Raw genomic sequence first — 6,981 nt, 5'->3', positions numbered from 1 at the left:
TTGAACTGCTGCAGCCTTCCTCCGGTGAAGTCAACGCCATAGTTGGCGGCGCCTCTCTGGTAAAAAAAGATCATGCCGACCGCTATGACCACAAGCGAGAACGTATACGCGAATTTTCTCATCTTGATGAAAGGTATATCCGGCTTTTCGAAGAACTGGAGCATTTTCAGTTTTTCCATCCTGGGGTTCCACTGCGTAATGATATCGAACACGAGACGCGTGACCACAAGCGCGGTGAACATGCTCGCGAGTATACCGATGCTGAGCGTGGTCGCGAACCCGCGCACCGGGCCTGTCCCGAACTGGAAAAGTATGAGCGCGGTGATAAGTGTCGTTACGTTGGAGTCAAGTATCGTCCAGAAAGCCTTGTCATACCCGGCGTGTATGGCCGCCCTCAATGATTTCCCTACGTTGGCTTCCTCTCTTATCCTCTCAAATATAAGCACGTTAGCGTCGACCGACATACCTATCGTAAGCACAAGACCCGCTATGCCCGGAAGCGTAAGTGTCGCGCCGAAATACGACAGGGCTCCCGTTATGAGCAGGATGTTCAGGACAAGCGCCAGGTCAGCCACCACACCGGCAAGAAGATAATACACTGCCATGAACACAAATACGACCATACCCCCCGTCAGGATGGCCCTTATACCTTTTTCCACAGAATCCTTACCGAGCGCCGGCCCTACACTGCGTTCCTCTATGATCTCGACCGGTGCCGGGAGCGCGCCCGCCCGGAGGACAAGGGATATATCTTTCGCTTCCTGCACGGAAAAATTACCTGTTATCTGCGCGCGGCCTGAAGGTATCCGTTCCCGTATCACCGGAGCCGTATACACCTCACCGTCAAGCACCACGGCCAGCCTCTTTCCCACGTTCCTGCCGGTAACATCCGCGAAAAGCGCGCCTCCTTTATCATTGAGCTCAAGAGAAACGTATGGTAATCCGAACCCCTGCTGGCTGAATTCCGTAGTAGCATCGACCAGCATGTCCCCTGTAAGCACGGAGTTATCCTCCACAAGAAGCGTTTCCATCTTACCGTCACGCGTCTTCATGCTCTTCAGCTCGTATCCTTCCACTACCTCGCCGGCAGCGGCTTTATTGATGAGTTCGGGGTTGTCACTTACAAGCCGGAACTCAAGATGGGCGGTCTTCCCGACTATCTCCTTTGCCCTTTCCCTGTCGGTCACGCCCGGGAGCTGTATCAGGATGCGATCCTTGCCCTGGAGCTGTATGACCGGCTCAAGCACGCCGAACTGGTCTATCCTGTTGCGGATTATCTCAAGCGCACGCTGCGGAGCGTCCTTGGCCTCGTTCTCGGAAAGTTTTGATGTATCGACATGCAACACCAGATGCATACCACCCTGGAGATCAAGCCCCAGGTTAAGTTTACCGTTCTCGACAACATTGCCGTTCGAGTCCTTTATATCCAACGGAGGATACGAGAACCATATAGCCAACCCCGTGACCAGGACTATAAGAAGGCTTTTGAATTTCATGCTTTTCCACATATTTCCCGACCTTTCATGATTTACAACGCGGTATTAACAGGTTATTCCTCTTTTTTGGTCTTCTTGATACCGGATATAGCCGATTTCTGGACTTTTATCCGGGTATTGTCGTCCACGCGCAGGGTAACGATGTCATTCTGGATATTAACGACCGTACCGTACATCCCTCCTGACGTAATGACCTCGTCATTCTTCTTTATGGCTTCCAGCATATTCTGATGCTCCTTCTGCTGTTTCTTCTGGGGGCGGATAAGAAGGAAATAGAATATGGCGAAGACCACGAGCATGTAATATATCATGCCCATGGGTGATCCCGAAGCCGTACTTGCCGACTGTGAAGCACCGGCATCCTGAGCGAATGCTAAAGTTAACATACTATCATCTCTCCTGTCTTTTCGGTTAATAATAAAACTTTAATAATTATACTTACAAATCCATAAAATACAAACATATTATGGCGAGCCTTTTCCGGAAGAAATGTCGCGGATCGAGCTCTTTGAGCATAACTTATTTACACAAAAAGGTTTATACGCGCACTATGCGGCGTACCCGGCCAGGAACGACTTCTTGAATCCGCCGAAAACACCTTCTTCTATAGCTACGCGGCACCGCCTGATGAGGTCCGCGTAGAAACTTATGTTATGAAGGGATACCATCCTCGGCCCAAGCACCTCCCCGGAAAGGAACATATGCCTCAGGTACCCTCTTGAGTAATTCCTGCAAGCGTAACATCCGCACTTCTCGTCTATCGGACGCGTGTCGTCCTTGAAACGGGCATTTTTCAGCTGGAGCTCACCAACGTCGGTGAACGCCTGGCCGTTACGCCCGTTACGTGTTGGCACCACACAATCGAACATGTCTATACCTCCGGCAATGGCTTCCAATACTTCCGGAGGGGTTCCCACCCCCATAAGGTATTTCACCTTGTTCTGCGGTAGCAGACCCGACGTGAAATTCGTTATCTCGTGTATCAGTTCGACCGGCTCACCGACACCGATCCCCCCCAGGGCATAACCATCCATATCCATCTCGGCCATGGCAAGGGAACATCTCTCTCTCAGGTCCTTATATGTACTTCCCTGCACAATGGCGAAAAGAGCGCTTTTCGCTTCCCGCGATATAAAATGCTTTTTCGCCCTTTCCAGCCATTTAAGGGTAAGCCCCACGGAGTCTTCCACGTAATCCCTTGTCGCGGGATAATGCACACATTCGTCGAGCGGCATCATTATATCGCTCCCAAGGCTTATCTGTAGATCGACCACGTTCTCCGGGGTGAACATATGCCTGGACCCGTCTATATGCGAACGGAACTCGACCCCTTCCTCCCGTATCTTACGGAGTCCCGCGAGGCTGAAGACCTGGAACCCGCCGCTGTCGGTAGCGATGCTCTTTCCCCACCCCATGAACTTGTGGAGACCCCCGGCACGTTCGACCACGTCCTTTCCCGGCCGCAGGTAGAGATGATACGCGTTGGATATTATCATTTCCACCCCGGCGTCCGCAAGCTCCGCCCCTGTAAGCATCTTGACCGCGCCGCGGGTAGCGACCGGCATGAATACCGGCGTTCTCACCGTACCATGTAAGGTAAAAAGTTCCCCGCACCTGGCGCCGGTATGAGCGTCTTTAGAGTTCACTATGAACTTCATTGATTTATGCTCCGATCCACCGAACAAGACCGACACCGGAAAGGACGATAAGGGCTCCTGCCTGGCGGCCGGCATATCCGCCGACACGTCACAGTTCCCCTACCGTGTTGACAAGGGTATCTATATCCCCGCCTTTCACCAGGAACCTGTCTACGGCCCTGGCGTATATGCTTTTCTCGTACTCCTGGTAGCCGGTATATATTACTATACGGGCGTAAGGGGACATCTGTTTAATAGTGCTGATAATGGATAATCCGTCCTTTTCAGGCATCATAAGGTCCAGTATTATCACCTCCGGCGAGTTATTCTCAAGGTACGCCAGGAGTTGGTATCCATTGTGTACCATGTCGACCTCATGCCCCTCATCGGACAGGATATCCTTCATAAAACCGCACAGTTCCACGTTGTCGTCCGCAATGACTATCTTCTTGTTCTTCCTCATAGATTCTTTCTCTCCGGCTCCTTCTTATTTTACAGCTTTCTTTATCTTCTCGATCAGCACCTCAGGCTCAAAAGGCTTGGTCACATACTGGCCCACTCCGCATGCCCTGGCCGTCATCTTCTCAACATCATCGTCCAGGCACGTCAGGAATATCTTGGGTATCTCGTCGTAGACCCCTTTGTCCCTGAAATCCTCGACTATGTTAAAACCCGTACGTCCCGGCATGAAAATATCGATTATCAGTACATCGGGCGCGTACCTATCGATGTACGCCTCTATCTTATCCGGTTCTGAGAGTACATACGCTATGTATCCGGCGTCCTCAAGGATATCCTTCAGGGTAACAAGGAAAGCCTCATCGTCATCAACGGCCAATATGGTCCTTTTCCTGCTCATATACACCTCCAAAACGCCTTAATAAGCTCATTTTACCACTAAAGGGCCCCTGATGAAAGTCTTATATCCCTTGTCACTGGCCTTTCCTGTTGCGCTTTATGTCCCCGTAGAGCTTCTCTATGCACGCCGGACAGAGGCCATGCGTGAAACTCGCGTCAGTACGTTCGGATATATACTTTTCCAGAGGTATCCACGATTCCGGTTCGCTGGAATTCTTACCTTCAACAAGCATTTTTTTACAGTTCGCGCATATGGGCACAAGCCCTTCCAGGCGCTTAATATGGCTTATAGCGTCCTGCAACTCCCTTAATTTGTGTTCAAGGGCGTGGTTCGTCTTATCCAGGAGGTCTTTCTGTTTTTTAAGTTCAGCCTCATTGTTCTTCAGCTCCGTGACATCCAGGAAAGACACCACCGTCCTGTCCGTATCCGGGATAAGCGCGACGGTGAGGTACAGTTCTTTCCGTTCCCCTCCGCTTGTCAGGGCCCCTACCTCGTAATTCCTCGGCACGGAATTCGGGTCGATGCCACGCAAACGGTGGTATTCCTTGACCTCTTCCTTATACTCTTCGCAGATGAAATCCATTACCGTTTTAATATTCTCGGTCTCGCGTTTTGAGTAACCCAGAAGCTTCTCGAACTCAGAGTTCGCCATCACAACGTTCATCCCCGCGTCGATTATGATCATGGCCGTACCCGTGTTCTCGAATATCGTGCGATATTTCATCTCCGAAAGCCTTAAGAGGTCCTCTAGCGATTTCCTCTCGGTGATATCCGCGTATATACCGAGTACCCCCGTCACGTTCCCGCCGCCGTCGAAGAGCGGCACTTTGCTCATAAGGAGGGTGGCCTCTTTCCCGTCAGCCTGCCTTTGCGATTCTTCCATGTCAAGTACCGGACGGCCGCCGTCCATCACGTTCTTGTCCACGCTCCTGTAATGATCCGCCTCTTCCTTTTTCCAGGGCATATCATAGTCGTTCTTGCCGACCACTTCCTCCGGGCTGTTGAACCCCGCCACCTTGGCGAACTTCGGGTTGCATCCCGCGTATACGCTCTCCCTGTTCTTCCAGAAAACAAAATGCGGTATGTTCTCGATTATCCCGGCGAGGAGCGTCTTTTGCCGGCTCAGGTCATCCGAGACCTCTCTTATCTGCGTAATATCTCTTATTATACCGACAAGTATCTTCTTGCCTTTCCGGTCGACATACAGCGTTTTTTTCGTGCGAATAGTATGCGTTACTCCCACAGCGTCAGTGAATTTCTCTTCATTGACATTCTCCTTGCCCGAATCGAAGACCCACTGGTCTTTTTCCCAGAAAACATCGGCCTCTTCTTTCGGGAAAAAATCATAATCCGACTTGCCCAGGAGCTCCTCTCTCTTATAGCCCATGAAATCGCACATGGCGTTGTTCATGAGTATCCACTTGTGCTCCTCATCCTTAACGAATATGGGATCGGCGATGGAATTTATTATCTTATCCAGGTAATTACGGGCTTCCTCGACACGCCTTTCCGACAACTTCCGGTCCCTTATATCATGTATGAACACAAGTGCCGCGGGCTCGTTCTCGTATGTTATAAAACAGCTGCTTATTTCCACTTCCAGCGGTTCTCCCCGCATGTTCACACCGCTCAGCTCATATCTCTGTATACTATCCGACCCGCTGATCAGTTTTTCATATTTTTTGCTGACGCTGTCTTCATCCGCCGAATCAAGGAACCGCGTGAAATCGTTCCCGACTATCTTATCGGCCGGCATTGCCAGGAGCGCCGCGAGTTGGGGGTTAGCGTAGACCATCTTACGGTTCTGGATAACACATATCCCGTCTTGCGCCATCTCTACCACGTTCCGGTATTTCTCCTCGCTCTCATGTATCGCTCTTTCCGCCTGTTTTCTCTCAGCGATATTCCTGAGTACCGCCTGTATCTCTACCGTCCTGTTATCTTTCCTTATAGGCACCACGCGAAGCTCATAGGGGACTAGGTCGCCGTTCTTGTTTATACCTTCGATCTCAAAAACCTCATTGCCCTTTCCCTTTATTATCGCGCGGAAAGCGGACTTCACCTTGTCTATGGACCTGTGTGTTATAACACCTGTCTTGAGGATATCCTTACCGATGATCTCTTCCTGCGAATAACCGCTATCGACCTCGAATTTCCTGTTGACGTCAAGCACCGTACCATCCACGTTTATTACCGCGATAAGGTCAGCCGCGCTGTCGAAAAGGGTCCTGTACTCCTCTTCGCTCTCACGAAGCCTTTCTTCGGTCTTTTTCCTGTCGGTTATATCCCTGGCTATACCCGTAGTCCCGATGACCTCGTCATTGTCATTGAAAATAGGTGTTTTTATGGTCTCAATGACTATTTCCCTTCCGTCTTTTGTTATAAGTGGTTCTTCTATGCATTTCCCCGCGCGCGCTTCCATCACCTGCTTGTCGTCCTCGCGATATTTTTTCGCCAGGCCGCGTGACCATATATCGATGTCAGTCTTCCCCAAAAGGTCATCCGGGGATACCCCGCACGCGAGGCTAAAGGCTTCGTTCACGGCGATAAAACGGCTCTTTTCGTCCTTTAGCCACGCCATATCGGGAATATTGTTCAGGATGGCCTCAAGTTGTCTTTGGTTGCGTTCCAGGTCTCGCTGCGTGGTCTTAAGAGCGGTGATATCCACGTTGACCTCCGCGACCAGCCAGTTCCCATGTTCATCCTGGTAGGGGATGCTGGTGACCTGTATCACCTTGTTGCCCTCTTTGGCCAGTATTTCCTCTGTCACGACCGTCTTCTTCGTCACCAAGGCCCTGGCGACCCCGCATCCCTGGCAGATGTCATTGGCCCCCATAAAATACTCATAGCACTTCCTGCCATGGTAATCGCCATACTGTTTGGCCCATTCCGGATCGACATATTTGACGTTGTATTCAGAATCTATTATATCCAGCCCTGTACCCGTGGCGCCAAGCACGAATTCCATCTGTCTTTTCAGTACGCCCTG

At 50.9% G+C, this 6,981-nt stretch carries 6 protein-coding genes; all 6 read right to left on the bottom strand.

Going from position 1 to position 6,981, the window contains the following annotated elements; genetic code table 11:
- Positions 1-1,496, bottom strand: a 1,496-nt coding sequence (gene secD / locus PHH49_08465; GenBank protein ID MDD5488971.1) for a protein translocase subunit SecD, incomplete at its 3' end; no start/stop codon positions are given.
- 53 nt (positions 1,497-1,549) lie between these two features.
- Complete coding sequence (yajC, locus tag PHH49_08460) at positions 1,550-1,882, bottom strand: preprotein translocase subunit YajC (GenBank protein ID MDD5488970.1); 333 nt, start codon at positions 1,880-1,882, stop codon at positions 1,550-1,552.
- Between the two features lie 162 nt (positions 1,883-2,044).
- Positions 2,045-3,241, bottom strand: coding sequence for a tRNA guanosine(34) transglycosylase Tgt (tgt, locus tag PHH49_08455; protein MDD5488969.1), 1,197 nt, complete (start codon positions 3,239-3,241; stop codon positions 2,045-2,047).
- 1 nt (position 3,242) lies between these two features.
- A complete protein-coding gene (locus tag PHH49_08450) occupies positions 3,243-3,596 on the bottom strand; it encodes a response regulator (protein MDD5488968.1) in 354 nt (117 codons plus the stop codon).
- A gap of 24 nt (positions 3,597-3,620) precedes the next feature.
- Complete coding sequence (locus tag PHH49_08445) at positions 3,621-3,992, bottom strand: response regulator (GenBank protein MDD5488967.1); 372 nt, start codon at positions 3,990-3,992, stop codon at positions 3,621-3,623.
- Positions 3,993-4,065: 73 nt separating this feature from the next.
- Positions 4,066-6,981 (bottom strand): PAS domain S-box protein (locus PHH49_08440; protein MDD5488966.1); only part of this gene is annotated, 2,916 nt, incomplete at its 5' end.

Source organism: Candidatus Omnitrophota bacterium (assembly GCA_028715965.1).
Taxonomy (GTDB): domain Bacteria; phylum Omnitrophota; class Gorgyraeia; order Tantalellales; family Tantalellaceae; genus JAQUQS01.
Note: the sequence above shows the minus strand (reverse complement) of the source record. Positions and strands in the feature narration are given on the sequence as shown.

Bases quoted from the DNA above. Each gene is read 5' to 3' on its own strand.
- PHH49_08445 (MDD5488967.1), bottom strand. From the start codon at position 3,992: ATGAGCAGGAAAAGGACCATATTGGCCGTTGATGACGATGAGGCTTTC.
- PHH49_08450 (MDD5488968.1), bottom strand. From the start codon at position 3,596: ATGAGGAAGAACAAGAAGATAGTCATTGCGGACGACAACGTGGAACTG.
- yajC (MDD5488970.1), bottom strand. From the start codon at position 1,882: ATGTTAACTTTAGCATTCGCTCAGGATGCCGGTGCTTCACAGTCGGCA.